General features: G+C 50.0%; 16 protein-coding genes and 1 tRNA gene. 10 read left to right on the top strand and 7 right to left on the bottom strand.

Going from position 1 to position 19,160, the window contains the following annotated elements; genetic code table 11:
* Nucleotides 1-49 precede the first annotated feature (49 nt).
* The 4 genes from AC2YIT_RS14955 to AC2YIT_RS14940 are packed head-to-tail and all read left to right on the top strand — an operon-like array spanning nt 50 to nt 3,570.
* On the top strand, nt 50-541 hold the full coding sequence (locus AC2YIT_RS14955; RefSeq protein WP_487279687.1) for a (2Fe-2S)-binding protein: 492 nt from the start codon (nt 50-52) through the stop codon (nt 539-541).
* 32 nt (nt 542-573) lie between these two features.
* Nucleotides 574-2,736, top strand: a complete 2,163-nt coding sequence (locus AC2YIT_RS14950; protein WP_487279686.1) for a xanthine dehydrogenase family protein molybdopterin-binding subunit — start codon at nt 574-576, stop codon at nt 2,734-2,736.
* A gap of 4 nt (nt 2,737-2,740) precedes the next feature.
* Nucleotides 2,741-3,082, top strand: a complete 342-nt coding sequence (locus AC2YIT_RS14945; protein ID WP_430845593.1) for a TfoX/Sxy family protein — start codon at nt 2,741-2,743, stop codon at nt 3,080-3,082.
* Entirely contained in the window at nt 3,082-3,570 is a 489-nt protein-coding gene (locus AC2YIT_RS14940) for a DUF1905 domain-containing protein (protein WP_430845594.1), read from the top strand. The genes AC2YIT_RS14945 and AC2YIT_RS14940 overlap by 1 nt, the downstream gene beginning before the upstream one ends.
* Nucleotides 3,571-3,640: 70 nt before the next feature.
* On the opposite strand, the gene AC2YIT_RS14935 is transcribed toward AC2YIT_RS14940, so the two are convergent.
* From AC2YIT_RS14935 to AC2YIT_RS14925, 3 genes are all read right to left on the bottom strand, one after another.
* Complete coding sequence (locus AC2YIT_RS14935; RefSeq protein ID WP_487279685.1) at nt 3,641-5,203, bottom strand: vanadium-dependent haloperoxidase; 1,563 nt, start codon at nt 5,201-5,203, stop codon at nt 3,641-3,643.
* A gap of 17 nt (nt 5,204-5,220) precedes the next feature.
* Entirely contained in the window at nt 5,221-6,147 is a 927-nt protein-coding gene (locus AC2YIT_RS14930; RefSeq protein WP_430845596.1) for a hypothetical protein, read from the bottom strand.
* A 108-nt stretch (nt 6,148-6,255) separates the two neighbouring features.
* Nucleotides 6,256-6,807 (bottom strand): hypothetical protein, encoded by a 552-nt coding sequence (locus AC2YIT_RS14925; RefSeq protein WP_430845597.1) that lies wholly within the window; start codon nt 6,805-6,807, stop codon nt 6,256-6,258.
* A gap of 198 nt (nt 6,808-7,005) precedes the next feature.
* Here AC2YIT_RS14925 and AC2YIT_RS14920 point away from each other — a divergent pair, with 198 nt between their 5' ends.
* The gene (locus AC2YIT_RS14920) at nt 7,006-7,551 is read left to right on the top strand and encodes a DUF6265 family protein (RefSeq protein WP_430845598.1); all 546 of its coding nucleotides are present in this window, start codon (nt 7,006-7,008) and stop codon (nt 7,549-7,551) included.
* 15 nt (nt 7,552-7,566) lie between these two features.
* Nucleotides 7,567-8,085, top strand: a complete 519-nt coding sequence (locus AC2YIT_RS14915) for a DinB family protein (protein ID WP_430845599.1) — start codon at nt 7,567-7,569, stop codon at nt 8,083-8,085.
* Here AC2YIT_RS14915 and AC2YIT_RS14910 read toward each other — a convergent pair.
* Both AC2YIT_RS14910 and AC2YIT_RS14905 read right to left on the bottom strand, forming a co-directional pair.
* The gene (locus tag AC2YIT_RS14910; protein WP_487279684.1) at nt 8,082-10,097 is read right to left on the bottom strand and encodes a thioredoxin domain-containing protein; all 2,016 of its coding nucleotides are present in this window, start codon (nt 10,095-10,097) and stop codon (nt 8,082-8,084) included. The two genes, AC2YIT_RS14915 and AC2YIT_RS14910, sit on opposite strands and share 4 nt — an antisense overlap.
* 17 nt (nt 10,098-10,114) lie before the next feature.
* Nucleotides 10,115-11,746, bottom strand: coding sequence for a T9SS type A sorting domain-containing protein (locus tag AC2YIT_RS14905; RefSeq protein WP_487279683.1), 1,632 nt, complete (start codon nt 11,744-11,746; stop codon nt 10,115-10,117).
* Between the two features lie 154 nt (nt 11,747-11,900).
* Between AC2YIT_RS14905 and AC2YIT_RS14900 the strand changes: the two genes are divergently transcribed.
* The 4 genes from AC2YIT_RS14900 to AC2YIT_RS14885 all read left to right on the top strand — a co-directional run bounded on the left by AC2YIT_RS14900 (nt 11,901) and on the right by AC2YIT_RS14885 (nt 14,698).
* Entirely contained in the window at nt 11,901-12,356 is a 456-nt protein-coding gene (locus AC2YIT_RS14900) for a hypothetical protein (RefSeq protein WP_487279682.1), read from the top strand.
* Between the two features lie 81 nt (nt 12,357-12,437).
* Nucleotides 12,438-13,751, top strand: a complete 1,314-nt coding sequence (locus AC2YIT_RS14895; protein WP_487279681.1) for an MFS transporter — start codon at nt 12,438-12,440, stop codon at nt 13,749-13,751.
* A gap of 24 nt (nt 13,752-13,775) precedes the next feature.
* Nucleotides 13,776-13,850, top strand: a tRNA-Val gene (locus AC2YIT_RS14890).
* Between the two features lie 272 nt (nt 13,851-14,122).
* Nucleotides 14,123-14,698, top strand: coding sequence for an HD domain-containing protein (locus AC2YIT_RS14885; RefSeq protein WP_430845604.1), 576 nt, complete (start codon nt 14,123-14,125; stop codon nt 14,696-14,698).
* 71 nt (nt 14,699-14,769) lie between these two features.
* Here AC2YIT_RS14885 and infB read toward each other — a convergent pair whose 3' ends face one another.
* Both infB and nusA read right to left on the bottom strand, forming a co-directional pair.
* Complete coding sequence (gene infB / locus AC2YIT_RS14880; RefSeq protein WP_487279680.1) at nt 14,770-17,820, bottom strand: translation initiation factor IF-2; 3,051 nt, start codon at nt 17,818-17,820, stop codon at nt 14,770-14,772.
* A 70-nt stretch (nt 17,821-17,890) separates the two neighbouring features.
* Entirely contained in the window at nt 17,891-19,132 is a 1,242-nt protein-coding gene (gene nusA, locus AC2YIT_RS14875; protein ID WP_430845606.1) for a transcription termination factor NusA, read from the bottom strand.
* Nucleotides 19,133-19,160: the final 28 nt, after the last annotated feature.

The following is a 19,160-nucleotide window of genomic DNA, read 5'->3' as shown; positions in this document are numbered from 1 at the left end:
TTTTACAGCATTATTCACCACTCTCACTAAATCTTCATCACTCATCACCATGGCTGTATACAACCTATCATTAAATGGTAAAAAGGTGAAAGTCGATGTGGAACCCGATATGCCTTTGCTTTGGGTGATACGCGACTTTGCCGATTTGAAAGGGACCAAATTCGGGTGCGGAATGGCGCTTTGCGGCGCTTGCACGATCCACCTCAACGGTCAGCCCACGAGGGCATGCCAGACACCGGTTTCGAGTGTCGGCAAAAACGACAAGATCACCACGATCGAAGGCATCGGTGAAGGCAAGCTGAGCATCATCCAGAAAGCCTGGATAGAAGAACAGGTCCCGCAGTGCGGTTATTGCCAGTCGGGACAAATCATGTCGGCAGCAGCACTGCTGAAATCCAACCCGTCACCAACCGACGCCGACATTGACGCTGCGATGAGCGGCAACTTGTGCCGTTGCGGCACTTACGACAGGATCAGAAAGGCGATCCACCGCGCCTCGGACGAAATGAAAGTTGCCGAAAAAGGGATCGGCCAACGCTAATGCAAGTTCATCAACCTTAGCCACAGAAAACATTGGAAAACATACAAACATCACGGCGCGACTTTTTGAAGGCCGCCGGACTTACATCACTTGGACTGGCTGTCGGTATTTCGGGCTTTACCAGGGACGCATCGCTGAAAAAGATCGTGCCCGCGGTATTGAAGCTGGAAATCAACCCATTCATTATCATCGACACGACCGGCAATATCACCCTGGTGAACCCGCGCCCGGACATGGGCCAGGGTTCCACTCAGGCAGTGCCTTCGCTGCTCGCCGAAGAGCTGGAAGTGAGCCTTGATAAAGTGCTTATCGTGCAAAGTGACGGCAAAGGCAAATACGGCAGCCAGACATCCGGAGGCAGCAGCTCTGTGCGAGAGCTATGGATGCCGATCCGCAAAGCCGGCGCAGCAGCGCGGGAAATGCTGACCACTACCGCCGCCAAGAGATGGAACCTGCCCGTCTCTGAATGCGTGGCCGAGGACGGTAAAATCTGGCATAAGGCCAGCGGAAAGAGTCTTACCTACGGCGAGCTGGCGGACGATGCCTCCAAACTGGAAATCCCCAAAGAGCCAAAGCTGAAAGAGCCGAAGGATTTCAAGATCATCGGGAAGTATAACAAGCGCCTGGATGTGCCCGAGCGTGTGACGGGAAAGGCTGTTTACGGCCTTGATGTGGACGTGCCGGGCATGGTGTATGCTGCCATTGTGCACTCACCGATGATCCATGGCAAAGTGGCCTCTATCGACGACTCGGATACCAAAAAGGTGAAGGGCGTTTTGCAGGTGATGAAAACCGAACGCACCATGCCGCACCGCACTTCGGAGGCCGTTGCGGTCGTTGCCACCAACTGGTGGGCCGCATTGAAGGGCAAGCGGGCTTTGAAGGTGAGCTGGGATAATGGTAATTATGCCAAAACGGTGGATACTGCCACCTATTTCGCGGCCACTTATGAAGCCGCGAAAAAAGAGGGCGTGAATTTTGAGGAAAAGGGCGATTTCGCCGTGAAATATGCGAACGCAAAGGATAAACTGGAATCGCATTATGAAACGCCCTTCCTGGCGCATGCGCCTATCGAGCCTGAGAACGCGGTCGTACATGTGAAGGATGACGGAAATGTGGAGATATGGGCGCCGATCCAGGGACCTGACTGGGCATTAAGGGACGTTTGTGGCTACTTGAAAGTAAAACCCGAGCAGATAAAAATCAATGTGACATTGCTCGGCGGCGCATTCGGACGCAAGGCATACCACGATTTTCTGCTCGAAGCCTGTCATATCTCGAAGGAGCTGAAAAAGCCGGTAAAAGTGATCTGGACGCGGGAAGACGACATTACCCAGGGACCGTACCGCCCGGGTATGCTGAGCCACATGCAGGGATTTGTGGAAGACGGCAAGATTACCGGTTTTCACCACCATGCAATCGGAGAATCCATTGTGGGCCAGGTTTTCAAAGGGCTGAAAGACGACGAGGCAGACCCGTGGCTGAGCGAGGAAATCAGCACAGGCAACAACAAATATCACTTCGGAACGGCCTCGAAAGTGAGCTGGACGAACGTGAAAACCGACATTCCCGTAGTTTGGTGGCGATCTGTATATGCTTCCAACTTTGGCTGGGGGCAGGAATGCTTCATTGATGAGCTGGCACATCTGGCTCAAAAAGACCCCTTGAAAGCGCGCCTTGAAATCCTGCCTGACGAACGTTTTAAAAAAGTACTCGAAACGCTGGCTAAAAAAGCGAATTGGAATGAGAAGCTACCCCAGGGCAGCGGTAAGGGAATTGCGGTGTTTAAATCATTTGGTAGCATTTCGGCCTGTTGCATTACGGTTTCCAAAAAGGATAGCGGGGTGAAAATTGATAAGGTTGTCTCGGTGATCGACTGTGGCTACTACGTAAATCCCGACAATGTAAAGGCGCAGACAGAGGGAAATATCGTAATGGGTATCACGGCGGCGATCAAGGACGGGATTACATTCACCAACGGCATTTGCGACCAGACCAACTATCACCAGTTCAATGTAATGCGCATGAATGAGGCGCCTGCGATGGAAATCCATATTGTTGATAGCGGCGCGGTTCCCGGTGGAGTGGGAGAACCGGGCCTTCCGCCGGTCGCCCCGGCGCTGGGGAATGCGATATTCGCAGCAACCGGCAAGCGCCTGAGAAAATTGCCTTTTGATATCAACAATATTGCCTGAAAAGATGGCCTATGATGAACGGGTAGCCAACCGCATTCGTGAGGCATTGGCTGACCAGCCCCTGGTGGAGGAGAAGACCCTTTTCCAGGGGCTGGCTTTTATGGTCGACGACAAGATGTGCATCTGCGTCCGTAACGACGTGCTCTTATGCCGCATCGGCCCGGATGAATACGAAGCCGCATTGGAAATCAATGGGGTAGAACCTATGATCCACAATGGACGCTCGATGAAGGGGTATGTATTCGTAAATCCAGAAGGATACGCCTCCCGGGAAGCCTTTGAATCATGGGTGACCAAATGCCTTGGGTTCAATAAGGTGGCCAAGTCATCTAAAAAGAAGAAGTAATGGAGGAATTGTTGATTAACCAAAGGTACCAGCTGGAAAAGTTTCCCGGAAAAGGGGGCTGGACTTATGTGGTCCTACCCGAAATCCCGCAGCATGTCAAACGGAAGTTCGGGATGGTGAAAGTCAAAGGACGGATCGACGATTATGAACTGATGGGCTATAACCTGATGCCAATGGGCACCGGGCAATTGTTCCTTCCGGTGAAAGCGGAAATCCGCAAGAAGATCGGCAAAAAGGAGGGGGACTGGGTGAATGTCGAGCTCTATGCTGATAGTTCCGCATTAGCGATCCCGGAAGAGCTTATCGATTGCCTGAAAGATGAGCCCAAGGCCTACGCCAACTTTATGAAACTTGCCGAAAGCGGCCAAAAAGAGTACCGCGACTGGGTCTACTCTGCCAAGAAGGACGAAACGAAAGTAGCCCGCATCGCCAAAATGATCGATATGCTATTGCAAGGCAAGCGGCTGACGGGCGATCAGCCGATTTAAAGCAATGCATTAAACAACAAATCCCTACCGTAATGAATAGGGATTTGTTTATTGAAATAGTATTTAGTCTTTATTCGGCGCCATCCGTTTTAGCCCGTTGAACGGCATAGCCGCCGATCTTGTGGCCGGTTGCCAGGCCTACTTCGCAGTCGAAGCGGTAGTGGATCAAGCCGTAAATGCGGGACACGGATGCTTCGGAGGCCATATCGTCGACTTCTTTCTTTTTATCAGGGAATATGTGCGCCAATACTTCGGCTGCAGCCCCCGAGAATGTAGAGTGACCAGACGTGTAGGATGGGAAGTTAGGCAGTCCCACAGACGTTTTGATCTTGCTGCTCATTTGGTTTGGCCGCGGATAGTAGTACCAATACTTGACGTCCCAGCAGCAGATTCCTGCGTCCTGCATAGTGGTACCCAGCAAGGCAAGCGTACGGGCGGTACGCACTTCGCTGTATTTGTTCTCGTGGCACAATTCAGCACCTTTTCTGTGCCAGTGGCCCGGAGGGGTGTAGCTGCCCACGCCGTCGGACCAGAAGCTGGCAATACGTGCCTGCTCGCGGGTCTGGTTTTTGGCGATGTCGAGCAATTCGTTCAGATCTTTTTGAAATGCAGGGCTGCCGATAGTTGGCGGTGCTTCAGGGCGGAGTGCTACTACCGTCGCAGAATCGAAATTCCATGGTTTGACGAAGCCATAAGTCGGAAGCATGGGCGGGCGGGGAGGAAATTCCTGGCTCACCCAAGGTTCGGTAACGCCAATTTTACGTGCATTCGCGATCATAGCGGCGGTTTGGGCCTGGTTATTAGCACCGCTCATCTTGTCGGTTTTAGCGCGTGCCATAATTTTGGCACCCACCGCTTTGCCCAATTCGGAGCCAACCAGGATATCGCTTTCAACGTTCATTCCCGCTAATATTCTGCTTTGTTTGTGCTCGGCCAGTTTAGCATCCAGGAATGGTACTTCCCCGGGGAACATCGCTTTGAGAATAACACATGAAACCTCGGCAACCACCGCATCTTCCGAAGGGTAAGAGGGAAGGTCGCTCACTGGTAGCAGAGTCTTGATGGAAGTGTCGTTTTTCGAAGGGGCTTTGCGGTTGTATTTGAATTTGTAGTTCCAGGCCGCGACCAGCGCATCGTACTGCGCTACGCTCAGGTATGCAAGCGCGCGTGCTGTGTAAGGCGGGTTGGCGAAGGGAAATTTCGGGTCTTGCAAGGGTTTGCTCGCGTCGGGTACGGGGTATTTGCCTTCGGCGTTCGAGGCCGGCGGGCTGTTGTAGCGTGCGGCCAGTTCCCGTGCTATTTCGTTCCAGCGGTAGACGGCACCTGCTCCCCAGTAGTTGATTTGCTCACGTTGCTGCGGAGTAACAGCCTCAGTTGCCGTTTTCAGCTTTTGAAGTTCAGCTTTGTAGTCAGCCGAAGTTGCTTCTTTGGGTTCGGTAACGGCGATTTCGCCCGATGAGGCCAGTACGTAGGGCTTCCAGGTGCCGGCTTTTTCGTCCAGACTGGAAGGGGTGTTGATGCCGGCTGTGGGTTCATCGACGGTCTTGGAACATGACCATAGCATCACGGCTGCCATCGCAGGTATGGCGAGGCGCGTGATAGACTGCCGAAAAGAGATATATTTGTTTTTCATCGTTTTCTGTCTGAATATTAGTTTTTAGCTTCTTTGAGGTAGCGGAACTGGTAAAGTACGCCTACGGAAAAGGCGGTGCTTTGGCCCATGTTCTGCCCTGAGATCACGTGCGATGCACGTGCATTCACACCGATATTTTTAGGCTGGAATTTGGCATACACTCCTACCACGGTCGATTTCATATTATTGCTTGGGAAGGGCATGTCGTTACGACGGATGTTGTCGCCGCCATCACAGGCTCCGTACTCGATAAAACCTTCTGCCTGGATGGCTTTTTTGAGGTAACCCAGCCTTGCCGAAGCGTCGTACGCATTGGGGACGGACACCTTGTTGGTATTATACAATCTGTCGTCGGCCTGGTAAGAATCGCGGTCGATGGTGATCTTGCTTCTGAAAATATAGGAGCCGGAAGCGGTCAGATAGATGCCGCTTTGATGCCGGTAACTGGCTAACAACCGCGCAGTGGCTGTTTTGCATTGCAAACCGATGGACATTGGTAAAAAATCGGGAATATAGTTGGAGGTCGGAATCGATGCGCCCCCGATGGCATGCAGCGAAAATCCCGATTTATTCAGGAAACGGTATTTTAACCAGAGGGAAGCATCCTGAAAGCCCTTCTGCCATTTGAGGTTGCCAGCGCTGGTCTGCGTCCACACGTAAGGCAATGCCACGATGGCATTGAGATCTTTGGTAATCCCGACAGCGAGCATGGGCATGACGCTTTGTGTAGTATGAGTGCCGATATTGAGGTTTTCACGTTTCAAGGTGTTTTCCCAATATTGGTCCCACGAGCTGTGCGTATAGGATACTGCCAGACAGGCCGTTTTTTTGCCCATGTAAATTGCATCGTTGGGCATCTGCGCATAGGCGGAGGATATCGGGCCGGCGATCGTCAGCAATATGCCGAGCAGACGCAGCCCCTTTTGATGTAAAGAACTTATCATAGATCAGGAATTAATATGATGGTACACGCCGAAAGGGTGCAAATAATATGACATAACACTACCAGCCAGGGTTTGTGGCGGTAATGTGTTATGAATCAGGAAGAAATGTTAGAAATGTTCGGGCGGGGGGGATACCAGCGACGCTGGACGTGACGGGTAGCGTGCCGCTAAATAATGCGTATTGGCAGATAAACGGGCTTCCCGGGCAATGGCTTCGGAATGGGCCGGAAACTGCTGTGTATTGGGAATGTAGATCTTCAGAAGGTTGCCTAACAGCTTAATGGCTTTGCCGTATGGATTCTGCGGAATGTCGGCCTGCGGGTCATTGAGGACCTGGATCGCGTTGGCCAGTTCAAAGAAATGGTCGCGAGCCGCTTCATTGGATTGCAGCGTCACATACAGCGTGTCATTTTGGTGAAGCACCTGGGTTGGATTGTAAAACTGCCCCTCCTGACGAACCAGACCGTTGATATTTTCGGGGATTTCGAGATCACTGGAATAGGGTAGCGAGGGAAGGTACATTTTCCGTACCAGCGACTGTCCCGTTTCAGCGGAAGCAGCGATTTGGTAATCCTTTTCAAAGAAAAGAATAGCAAAACTGAGCCCAAACATATTGTAGAGCAGCAATACCAGTAACCCTATCGACGCCAGTCTTCTCAATTCTTAAAGAGGATTTATACCCAAATGTAATCATTTTAGCTACATATAAAAAGGACCCTCAAAATCATTAACAGGCTCATTTAGTGCTAAATGTAGTAACTACTGGTTATTTATTGTAGGATGAATAGGTTATTTATTTGGATTTCAAAGCTATGCGTGAAAGGCCTGGATCAACGACTGCCAAAATTTGCTATCTTGATGCGACCATCATATTTCCTGAACGCCATGAGAACTTATCCGTCTTTGTCCGAGCTTTGTGATAGCGCGATATTCATGCTGTTTCTGGCGTTATGCGCATTTACCGCGGAAACTATATTCACCCGGAAGGATTTCGAAAAGCTGAAACCGATCGTGGGAACCTGGTTGAATAAACGTCCGCGGGGCGATATTTACGAAACCTGGACAAGAAAGAGCGAAACCGAGTTTGCCGGGATGAGTTATACGCTCCAGGGCGCTGATGCCGCAGCTGGCGATACCACGCCTCTTGAAAAGGTACGTCTCTATATTGACGGAAACCAGATTGTGTACGCGCCGGTGGCCGCTGGACAAAATGATGATAAAGAGGTTTTATTTAAACTAAAAAGCATCGAAGGCAGCCGTTTCGTATTTGAGAACCTGCAACACGATTTTCCCAGGCGGATTGTGTACGATTTCAGGTCAAACGATTCGCTTTATGCGCATATCGAAGGCGAAGTCCAGTCCAAACAGCGCAGAGTCGACTATCCTTACCGCAGAATTCATTAAACTATCCATAACACCATGAAAAGCTCAGAGATCCAGCCAATGCCCCAGTTTTTTGACAGATACATTAACCTAGTAGAGGATATCGACCTTTTCGATGGTTTCTCAAAGCTGACACCGGAGCATGTTTTTGGCCAAACCGAAAAGCTGGCCGCGCTTGGGGACCGCGTTTACGCGGAAGGCAAATGGACCGTCAAAGACATTTTGCAGCACGTGATCGATAACGAAAGGATCATGTCCTACCGGGCGCTACGCTTTTCAAGAAATGACAAGACGCAGCTTCCGGGCTATGACGAAGCGGTTCTTGCAGCGAACACGATCGCCGGGCACCGGACCGTCGCCGATCTGATGGAGGAATGGAACGAGCTGCGCCGAAGCACGATCACCTTGTTCAAAAACATGGATAGGACCATGCTGACGCGCGTAGGCAATGCCAATCAGACTGAGATTACTGCCCTTGCTTTGGGCTTTGTGATCCTGGGGCATCCGGTGCATCACATGAATGTGATCCGTGACCGCTATTTCCCATTGCTTTAAACGCCTGCGAGCTGTTCGAGCGCTTCTTCCACTTTGTTTACCGGTAATTGGCAGGCTTTATCGTAACAGACGTAAATGGCCGTTTTGGCATTTATCTCGGTCCGGTTTTGCAGCAGCGGCAGCGTGGAAGAGGTGCTTGTTCCCATCACGATTTTGTTGGGAATAAAAAAGCGGTCAAAATCCTTGCGCATCGCGTCCGCGTCCCCGCCTACGATCGCGATTTCGGCGGTAGGCACGGCACGCTGGCAATATAATGCGGCCCAGTTGGTAACCCATTGCACATCCGCCAACAGCAACTTGGTCATTTTGGAAAGCATGTTATCGGCTATTTCCAGGTAATCGTCACGATCCAGCATTTTACCCAATGTGTAAAGGTTATGGGCCATCATCGAGTTGGAGGCTGGTATTACATTATCGAAGAGCTCTTTTTTGCGCGCAATGAGCGTTTCACCGTACGCGTCTGTGAAATGGAAGAAACCCTCGGCCTGGTCGAAGAAATTACTTATTGCGTAATCGGCCAGCGCTTGGGCTTTTTGCAGCCAGTTTTCTTCAAATGTGATCTGGTAAAGCCCCAGATACCCTTCAATCACCGCGGCATAGTCTTCCAGAAAGCCCGTCACAGTGGCTATCCCGTTCTTGTAGCTGTGTTTCAGACGGTTTTCCGCCATCATTTTCGAGGCAATGAAATGCCCGGTGGCGATAGCCAAATCGCGGATTTGTTCATCCCCCAATGCGCGGTAGGAATCTGTTAAGCCTTTGATCAGCAAACCGTTCCAGGAAGCCAGTATTTTGTCGTCGAGCCCCGGCCTGACTTTCAACCGGCGTTTTTCGGCCAGTTTGACTAATGCATTTTCATACAATGCAGGGAAGTCATCTACTTGAATGCCAGCGGTTTTTGCCGCGAATTCAATAGGTTCGGTCAAATGCAGGTGATTGTAACCGTGTTCCCAGTTTCCCTGCCGGGATATTTTATAAAGTTTTGAAAACCAATTAAAATCCTCACCCAGTGCCGCTTTAAGCTCGTCTTCGGTCCAGATGTAGAATTTGCCCTCGATGCCTTCGCTATCTGCATCCAATGCAGAGAAAAAACCGCCGTCCGGGCTGCGCATTTCACTGGAAAGCCAATGGATGGTTTGTTGGATACGGTTTGCGTAAAGTGGATTTTGGGTCAGTGAATAGGCTTCTGCATAGATGCTCAGTAATTGCGCGTTATCATAAAGCATTTTCTCGAAATGCGGGATAAACCAATCCTCATCTACCGAATAACGCGCCCAGCCGCCACCGACGTGGTCATAAATTCCACCCAGAGCGATGCGGTTCAATGAAAGCTCTACCTGCGCGAGCGCTTCGGGATTCTGGCTAATATCGAAATAGCGCAGCAAAAATTTATAAATCGAGGGCATCATGAACTTCGGCGCGCGGTCCATGCCGCCTTTTTGCGTGTCGAAATGCCGCTGGATCTGCTCGAACATCAGGTCTGCATCGCTGGTGTTGAACTGAACGGGACCATTCACCAGGCCATATTTCTGGCTCTCGGAAGCTACCATGTTCTCGACAAACCCTTCTGCAGAACTGGCCAGCTCGTCGTAATGATTAGTGAATGCCTGGTTAATGCTCTTTAAAAGTTGCACCCAGTTTTGGGGAGGCAAATAGGTAACCCCATAAAATGGTTTGGTATCCGGCAGCAGGAATACATTCAGTGGCCAGCCCCCGCGCACGCCCATCGCCTGTACAGCGTCCATGTATACTGCGTCCACATCCGGGCGCTCTTCCCGGTCGACTTTAATGCATATGAAATACTCGTTCATTACCTGGGCAATGGATTCTTTCTCAAAGCATTCGCGCTCCATCACATGGCACCAGTGACAAGCCGAATAGCCGATACTGACCAGGATAGGCTTGTTTTCATTTTTCGCTTTGGACAATGCTTCCTCGCCCCAGGGATACCAATCCACCGGGTTCTGAGCGTGTTGAAGCAAATATGGGCTAGTTTCTTGGCTGAGTCGGTTCATATGAGTGCAGGCAGCGGTTATTGCAGGATCACTACCTTTTTGATGACTGTTCGGTTATTGGCAGTGAAACGGGCAAAATACATGCCAGACGATAGTTTGGGCAAGGTGATCTTCGTCTTGGTCTCGCCGGCGAATGCTTTCAGTTTTTGTTGCAGGAATATCTGTCCTTTGGTATTGGTTAACGCGAATTCGACATCAGTAACACCGTTGATCCCCGCCAGTGAAACATTGAGCTCCTGCGCCGCGGGATTTGGATAAACATTTACCAGGTCGAGCGACGGTTCAATACCATTGACAGAATCGTTCAAATCGAATTTGCAGAGGAAAACTTCCTTTCCTTTTAATGTAATGTTGCGCGCCCAGTTCTGATAGGAAACTGTGATCGAAGTTGTGGCATTGTCTGCTGCATAGGGATTTTGAGCGGCGATCAAAATATTTTGTCCTTTTACAATGCCCCGCCAAACCGGGTTTTGCTGTTCCATATTGTCCCGTGCGGACATCGGGATCACCAGTTGGTAATTTCCTTCGAGCATATCCTTGAATTGTGAGAGCCGGTACAGTCCGTAAATGAAATGCTCATAGGGTGCATAATTTTCCTGCCTGTCAGCAGATAAAAATGGGTTTTCCCAAAGCCAGATGCCTTTTGCGCCGGAAAAGAATGGGAAAATCGCAGTGGCTTCTGCCATAAAATCGGTGATCAGCGGGATGTTCGGGTCGTAACTGTCGTGCACGCGCAGCCAAACGAACGGGATAATCGGCTTGGTGCTCCATGCTGCATTCGCTTCAATGCTGAATAGCAGATAGGAGAGGTAATCCTTGCCAATGGGGTGATCATAGCCGTAATAGTAATAAGGTGAGGGCGCGAGGAAATCGATGGCATTGTAAAAGCTGCCGCCGACCTTGCCGGCGTTGTCTTGCATGAGGTAATGCGTGCGCGCGAGGTTGGTCGTCCAGTCCTGCCAGCTGTTTGCGGTGATATTCAGCCAGGTATTGCGGATGGGTACATCACTGTAACTGGTCAGTGAAGCCTTAACACCTTTCGCGCGCAGGCGGTTGGTGGCCTCGGTGTACCACCAGCGCATATCGCGCTTGTAGGTAGCCAGGAAATCGGTGTCGGACAGGTTACGGTAATTTTGGGGAATCTGGGCGTTGGTTTTCAATGCGAGGATATCGCGGTCTTCACGCTGCATGCGCTCGATGTCCAGGCACACAACGTCGGTACTGGTGACGGTGCTGGCATAATTATCCCAATAACTCCGGTACGCGGCGGTATCATTACCCCACGGGCTTTTCAGCGCATTATCGGCCCACGGCTGACTACCACTCGATGTGGCCACACCATACCACAGCACGGCGCGCTGGTCCGGCGCCAGCGACCCGGGTTCCGGGCCGCTGAATGCGGAAATGTGGCTGAAACCGTGTTTCAATGGCTGTGATTGCGTGTCTCCGAAGCGCGGCCCGCTGTAAATGATTTTAAATGGAAGCGAAAACTCGGGGAATTTGCTCCATTCGATGTTATTCTTGGTTGCGACGGGGTTTAGCACATAACCGGGCTGGCAATTCTGAGCATGCGTTTTCGATACAATGAGCAATACACTGAGAAATGCACTGAAAAATGCCTTTGAATAGATGTTTGTATAGTATGTCATAAGATTTGACCAGACAAATTCGTTACTTTTGCAATGTCGCCAATTTCATTTTTCCGGGACGCGCAGTTCAGGACGCGCAGTCCGGGACACGTACTCCAGACGCGGGATAGTTCATCAGAATAGAAATTGCCTTGAAACGTAAAATACAATCAACATGAAACGATTACTCCTTTTTGTTCCAGTCCTGTTTTTCTCGCTTTTGGTGATCAGCTGCGGTGACAAAGATAAGGACGAAACGCCTGAGCCGACAGCAAAGAGTAAAATACTGGTCAATTATCCATGGAGAATGTCTGCCGTGACGGATTTGTCAGGAAAAGACATTCCTAAGACTCAATTGAGCGGTGACACAAAGTTCATTCTGGAAATGGACATTCAGTTCCAGCAAAACGCGACGGTCAGGGCTTTGGACCAAAAATCAAGTCAGGTACTTAATGGCGGCACCTGGTATCTGATCAACGAAGAAAAAGCGCTGGATATTAAGATTGTTGGATTCTCCGGTGAATTCGGACTGGAAGAACTGACCAACAGCAAAATGAGATTAAAAAGTAAAATGCCGATCAATGGGGTAGAGCAGGAAGCGATCATGGTCTTCCAGCCTGTGATCAAATAACTGGTGATGCGATATACAATTTATAGTGGAAAGCGGCGGATAAAATCTGCCGCTTTTCTTATTTTGTACAAATTTTTTTGAATGAAAAAGAACGTACCCTCCATCATCAACGCCTGGTGCATGTACGATTGGGCCAATTCGGTACACGCATTGGTGATCGTTTCCAGCATTTTTCCCGTCTATTTCAGTGCTACCGCATTAAGTGCGTCGGGAACGCCCGAGGTTAATTTTTTTGGTGCGCAGATCAAAAGCTCTGTACTTTTTTCCTACACCGTCTCTGTTTCATTCCTGATCACGGCACTACTGATCCCGATTTGCACGGCCATCGCTGATTTTACCGGCAAGAAAAAGCGTTTTATGCAGTTCTTTTGCTACACCGGAGCGGTAAGCTGCATGCTACTGTACTTTTTTACCAAAGAAACCATGCTTTCCGGGGTGTTTCTTTTCGGTCTAAGCCTGATCGGATGGAGCGGAAGCATCGTTTTTTACGATTCCTACCTGCCCGAAATCGCGACCGAAGACCGTTTCGACCAATACAGTGCACGAGGTTTTTCGCTGGGTTACCTGGGTAGTGTGTTGTTGTTGCTATTCAATTTGAGCATGATCCTTGCGCCGCAGTTCTATGGCATTACCCAGAAATCGCTTCCTGCACGTATATCTTTTTTCACGGTTGGATTGTGGTGGATATTATTTGCCCAGATTCCTTTTTACTACCTGCCGTCGGGCAATGCGGATAAGGAAAAGAACGGCAACTGGATATTTCACGGGTTTAAGGAATTAAGAAAGGTGTACGGCCGCCTGCGCGAGCAGCCTTACCTGGCCAAGTTCCTGAGCGCGTTTTTCATCTATACGATGGGTTTGCGTACGGTCATGTATGTGGCGACGATCTTTGGAGCAAACGAATTGAAATTACCTTCACAAAGTCTGATCATTACCGTGCTGCTGATTCAGCTTGTCGGGATTGCCGGCTCTTATACATTTGCCTGGCTATCGGGCAAGATCGGCAACATTTATGCTTTGATGATTGGCGTGACCATCTGGATCGGTATCTGCACCGGGGCCTACTACACCACCGAAGCCATGGAGTTTTACATGATCGCCTGCACGGTAGGTATGGTAATGGGAGGCATTCAGTCACTTTCCCGTTCTACATATTCCAAACTGATCCCGGAGAACATTACCGACACGGCTTCTTATTTCAGCTTTTACGATGTGACCGAAAAGCTGGCCATCGTAATCGGCACATTTATATACGGCACAGTCGAGCACATTACCGGCAGCATGCGCAACAGCATACTGGCGCTGCTGATTATTTTCGTGATCGGACTGATGCTGCTCTACCGCATTCCTTCCAGGAAAGTTTACGGCTTCGAATTGGATCGTAACAAAAATTGATTTAATATCGCGGCACCAAAAAGCAGGATGTTAGCTCAGCTGGTTCAGAGCGCCGCCTTGACAGGGCGGAGGTCAGCGGTTCGAACCCGCTACGTCCTACGAGTTTAAAGGCCTGGATATCATTTTGATGTCCAGGCCTTTGTTGCATTATCCCGGATACTTGTTGGCTGTCTATAATTGTTGCCCGATCACGAACATATCGAGGAAGTCGGCAGATATTTTGAAGAGAGGAATTGCTTAGGGGTACATAAACAAAAATCCAGAACAAATGAGTTGCGCCGTGCAAGTAATAATTTCAATAACCAGAGTTTTATTATTACTTTAAAAAGACAAAGCTGGAAAGTGCCTGTAATTCTCGAATGTATTAAAATATGCTGGAATTGACTGAGCGCCAATGGGCGCTGTTTGACTATGTGAAGGAAATGCACGGCGGGCAGAAACGTAAATATACGGGTGCGCCTTATTACACGCATTTGCTCAGCGTTGCCAATCGTGTCGAAGAATATGTGCAGAATGGTTATGAAACCGAAATAGCGCTTTGCCATGATCTGATTGAAGATACTGAGTGCTCATTGGCCGATTTGTCATATAAACTGATGAGTATTGGCTATAATATTGAAGAAGATGAAGTGATCCTGGCCGGCGTGGATGATCTTACGGATAGATACACGAGCGAAAAGTACCCTTTCCTCAATAGGGCGCAACGAAAGGAACTGGAAAGTGCGAGGATAGTAACATCGCGGCCCATCGCCCAGACGGTCAAGTATGCCGATATTATCGATAATATGCTTTCATTGGCCGAGCACGATCCGGGTTTTGCGAGGGTCTATGCGCGGGAGGTGGATAGTTATCTATGGAAGATCAACATGGGAAACCCCGGTCTCTATGCGGCGTGCTGTCAGCTTCTGACTGAGGTTAAGAGAAAACTGGGAATCAACCCAAGTTAATGTGCTGCAACCGGGCATTAAAAAAGCCTGCTTCTTTGCGTGAAGCAGGCTTTCATTAGATCGGTAGCTGATTAAAGCGTCCGTTTTACTTCGCGTAGCTCAAAGCTTTCAATGATATCGCCGATTTCGATGTCGTTGTAGTTTTTGATGCTCAAACCACATTCGTAACCGTTTCTTACCTCCTGAACATCGTCTTTGTAGCGTTTCAGTGAGTCGATCTCACCTGTATAAAGTACGATACCGTCGCGGATTACGCGGATCTTGTTGTTGCGTTTCACATAGCCATCGGTTACGTAGCAACCTGCAATCGTACCGATACGGCTGATCTTGAATACTTCGCGGATTTCGATGTTTCCGGTGATGATTTCTTCGATCGTTGGAGCCAACATACCAGTCATCGCATCCTTGATCTCTTCGATCGCCTGGTAAATTACCGAGTAGTGGCGGATTTCGATCTGATCCTGCTCGGCCATTTTCTTCGCATTCGAAGAAGGACGAACCTGGAATCCGACGATGATCGCATCGGAAGCAATCGCAAGGTTGACATCGGATTCGGAAATCTGACCTACCGCCTTGTGAATGATATTTACCTGAACTTCGGAAGTCGAAAGTTGCAGCAATGAGTCGGAAAGCGCCTCTACGGAACCGTCCACGTCACCTTTTACAATCAGGTTCAGCTCGCGGAATGTTCCGATCGCTTTCCGGCGGCCGATTTCTTCCAGTGTAATATGCTTACGCGTCCGAATCGACTGCTCGCGCTGGATTTGCTCACGTTTGGTCGCAATGTCACGCGCATCACGCTCGTTTTCGAAGACGTTGAAACGGTCACCTGCCTGCGGTGCGCCGTTCAGACCGAGCAGCTGTACCGGCATGGATGGGCCCGCTGTTTTGAGCCTTTTTCCAAGGTAATCCGTCATTGCTTTCACTTTACCGAAGTGCGCACCAGCCAATACCACGTCTCCCACTTTCAAAGTACCGGTTTGCACCAGGATCGTCGTCACGTAGCCGCGACCCTTATCGAGCGATGCTTCTACAACGGTTCCTGCCGCGCGGCGGTCCGGATTGGCTTTCAGTTCGAGCAATTCCGCTTCGAGCAATACTTTTTCAAGCAGTTCGTCGATACCCAACCCTGATTTGGAAGAGATTTCCTGGGTTTGGTATTTACCACCCCATTCTTCGACCAAAAGGTTCATATTGGCCAGCTCCTCCCGGATCTTCTCGGTGTTGGCACCTGGCTTATCCACTTTGCTGAATGCAAATACAATCGGTACGCCGGCTACCTGGGCATGGTTGATCGCCTCGCGGGTTTGCGGCATGACGCTGTCGTCCGCTGCGATAACGATGATAACCACGTCGGTTACCTTGGCTCCACGGGCACGCATCGCGGTAAATGCCTCGTGACCAGGTGTGTCGAGGAATGTTACCTGTTTTCCGGTTTTGGTTTTTACGCTGTATGCACCAATGTGCTGGGTAATACCTCCGGCCTCGCCGCTTGCTACGTTTTCCTGACGGATGTAGTCAAGGAGCGATGTTTTACCGTGGTCAACGTGACCCATGATCGTTACAATCGGTGCTCTTTCTTTCAGGCTGTCCTCGTCGTCGACTTCTTCCTGCACATCATTTTGCACTTCTTCTTCGGCTGAAATGAAGGCTACTTCAAACCCGAATTCATCGGCAATGAAAGTAATGGCTTCTGCGTCGAGGCGCTGGTTGATCGAAACGAACATACCCATGCTCATACATACTGAGATTACTTCCTGCACCGTCACGTCCATCAGCGACGCCAAATCGTTTGCGGAAACAAACTCGGTTACGCGCAATACCTTTGTTTCTTCATCTCCGAAGCCATTCGGATCGTTCTGATCTCCACGGTCGCGGCGACGGCCTTTTCCTCCTCTGGCCGTACCTTTGGTGGTGCTACCACCCATACGGGCCATTGTAGCCTTAATATTGTCAGCCACTTCCTTGTCGGAAACCTCCTCGCGACGACCACCTCTGCGGTTGTTGCCGTTATTACCTCCGCGGTTGCCCTGGCCACCTTGCGCCGGACGTTGTCCGCCGCCTTGCTGGTTACCACCCTGCGCATTGTTGCCGGGTGTATTGGGACGGTTGCGGTTAGCATCGGTGCCACCAGTGTTGGTATTGGCGCCTGCGGTTGGATTGGCATCGGCTGGCCGGTTTTCGCCGGGCGCTGCTGCGCCGTCGCGGATTCTTTTTCTTTTTCTACGGCGTTTCTTGTCAGCGGCATTATCGCTGGAAGCAACCGGATCTTTCTTTTTATTCGTAGGGAGCTCGATTTTTCCAACTACCCTTAATCCTCTGAGTTGTTCGCCACGCGCCTCGATCAGCTCAGATTCACCCGCTGGTTGTTCTTCGCTTGTATTGGCTGGTTCCGGAGCAGCCGGTGCTGGTTTTTCAGCAACTGGCGCTGACTCTTTCGGCTCAACTGGCGCAGGTGCCGGCTTTGCTTCGGCAGGTGGGGTTGGGCGCGGCTCCTCCTTCACTGGCGTTTCCGCGGCCGGCGCTGTTGGTGCAGCGGGAGTTTCTTTCACAGGAGCTTCTGCCGGAGCTTCCTTCACAGGCTCGGGCTGGGAGGCTACAGGCTTGGTTTCTTCTTTCTCAATCGGCGCAGGTTTCGACGTTTCCGCAATTACCTCTTTCGGTGCTTCCGGCTTCGGTTGTTCCTCAGGTACAGGTTGTTGTACAACCGGTCGTTTCGCATCCAGGTCGATCTTGCCAACTACCTTTATACCAGGAAGTTTATTTTCAAAAGCAGGCTGTGGCTCTGTTGCAGCAGGTTTTTCCTCGACAACTGGCTTTTCCTCTGCTTTCGGTGTATTTCGGAAATAAAGAATTCCCTCAACATCGCTTTTTACTTTGTCTTCCTTCACCTCAATCGGCGCTTCCACAGCAGGAGCAGCCGGTTTCTGGCTCAGAGAAGTTCTCAGTTCATTCGATTTGAAATCCTTCGCAAGAAACTCAATTTGATCGGCATTAATTTTGGTATTCGGATTAGTTTCCACCTTATACCCCTTGGCAGACAGATGATCCACGATCGTAGTAATACCCACGTTCAGGATCCGTGCCACTTGGCTAAGGCGCATCATTTTATCTTCTGCCATATTAGCAATTTAGTAGAATAAGGTTTTGCATTGATTGCAGGGCTGCTTTGCACAGCCCCACGGGTTAATATTATTCAAATTCTTTCCGCAGAATATCGAGCACGTCTTCGACGGTCGCTTCTTCCAGGTCGGTTCTTCTTACAAGCTCTTCCTTGCTCAGGGCCAGCACGCTTTTGGCTGTATCCAGACCGATCTTGTGCAATTCGTCGATGATCCATTCGTCGATTTCATCCGAGAATTCGGTCAAATCAACGTCTTCATCATTTTGTTCTTCGATATCGCGGAATACGTCGATTTCCATTCCCACCAGTTTGCCGGCCAGCTTGATATTCTGTCCGCCTTTACCGATTGCCAGTGATACCTGGTCTGGTTTGAGGAAAACCGATACGCGTTTGGCGTCGCGGTCAATTTGCATCGAGCTTACTTTCGCGGGGCTCAATGCGCGGCTGATGAGTAGTTCGAGGTTGTCAGTGTAGTTGATAACGTCGATGTTTTCGTTACCCAATTCACGGACAATGGAATGGATACGTGAGCCTTTCATACCTACGCATGCGCCCACCGGATCGATCCGGTCATCGTATGATTCGACGGCAACTTTGGCACGTTCCCCTGGTTCACGAACAACTTTCCGTACCGAAATGATTCCATCGTAGATCTCGGGAATTTCCACTTCGAACAATCTTTCCAGAAATACCGGTGACGTTCTTGATAATGTGATCTTGGGCGATCCGTTGTTCATTTCCACTTTATGGATCACCGATTTTACGGATTCCCCCTTGCGGAAACGGTCTTTCGAAATCTGCTCGGTGCGCGGCAGCGAAAGTTCATTACCTTCCGAATCCACGATGATTACCTCGTGTCTCAAAGTCTGGTATACCTCGCCGGTGATCATTTCACCCACCTGATCCTTGTATTTTTCATACATGATCTCCTTCTCCATGTCCTTGATCTTCTGGATCAGGGTTTGACGGGCGGTTTGCACAAGGCGACGGCCGAATTCCACCAGCTTCACTTCTTCGGCTACTTCTTCACCCACTTCAAAGTCACTCTGGATCTTGCGGGCTTCTGAAAGAGGTATCTTGTTATATTCCCAGATATCCTCGGAGTTGTCGTCCACGATTTCGCGGGTACGCCACATTTCGAGGTCACCGCTTTCCGGGTTGATGATTACATCAAAGTTATCGTCGGTGCCATATTTCTTACGAATCATAGTACGAAATACCTCTTCCAAAACACTGATCATCGTAGGACGATCGATGTTCTTAGAGCTTGCGAACTCCGCGAATGACTCAATTAATATTCCGCTATCCATGGGTATGTTAATGAATATTTGCTGATAC

This window comes from Dyadobacter sp. SRI_021, assembly GCF_057586235.1.
Note: the sequence above shows the minus strand (reverse complement) of the source record. Positions and strands in the feature narration are given on the sequence as shown.